This window comes from Tritonibacter sp. SIMBA_163, from assembly GCF_046535935.1.
Classification (GTDB): domain Bacteria; phylum Pseudomonadota; class Alphaproteobacteria; order Rhodobacterales; family Rhodobacteraceae; genus Epibacterium; species Epibacterium scottomollicae.
In genome coordinates this window covers 1-234 of sequence record NZ_JAWJBP010001400.1, presented here as the reverse complement: position 1 = coordinate 234, position 234 = coordinate 1, and the positions used below count along the sequence as shown (strand labels likewise).

Here is a 234-nt window from a genome sequence, read left to right as displayed (position 1 = left end):
TGACCCGTCGCATCGACCGCAAGCTTGTCGTTACCGGCTTCACATTGGTTCTGATTCTCTCCGGTCTGATGGTCGCGTCCGCACCGACCTACCCCGTGCTGATGGCGGGCCGGGCGTTGCTCGGTGTCGCGATCGGAGGCTTCTGGTCCATGTCGACCTCCATCGTCATGCGCCTCGTCTCAGAACAGGATATCCCGAAGGGCTTGGCAATGCTCAATGCGGGTAATGCCATTG

1 protein-coding gene is annotated in these 234 nt (G+C 60.3%); it reads left to right on the top strand.

The annotated features are described in order from the left end of the window. Positions 1-234 (top strand): MFS transporter (locus R0J92_RS26900; RefSeq protein ID WP_411053935.1); only part of this gene is annotated, 234 nt, incomplete at both ends.